This window comes from Paraburkholderia madseniana, from assembly GCF_009690905.1.
Lineage (GTDB): Bacteria > Pseudomonadota > Gammaproteobacteria > Burkholderiales > Burkholderiaceae > Paraburkholderia > Paraburkholderia madseniana.
This window is the reverse complement of sequence record NZ_VOSW01000367.1, coordinates 1-250: the sequence shown is the minus strand read 5'-3', so window position 1 is coordinate 250 and position 250 is coordinate 1. Positions and strand designations below refer to the sequence as shown.

At 53.2% G+C, this 250-nt stretch carries 1 pseudogene; it reads right to left on the bottom strand.

The features are described from left to right. Positions 1 to 123 precede the first annotated feature (123 nt). Positions 124 to 250 (bottom strand): annotated as a pseudogene (locus FSO04_RS48200) (IS630 family transposase); the annotation flags it as partial.

Genomic DNA, 250 nt, shown 5'->3' with positions numbered 1-250 from the left:
ATGGTTGTAACCTGCCCGTGAAGGGCCGTGCGAGGCGCATTCATTTGCGTACTCCTCCTGGAAAACGGGGTTTGTGGCTCCCGTTTTACACCTGAGGCTTTATTCGTGCTGCCCACATAGTATCTAGTGTTCCGTCCCAGAAATAACTTTGCATAGCCGGGCCACTTTCTGGAGAATGGAATCGGCTGTTGCGGTCCATACGAACGGCCGCTTGTGCTGGTTGTACTGCTCCGTATAACGCTCGATACTG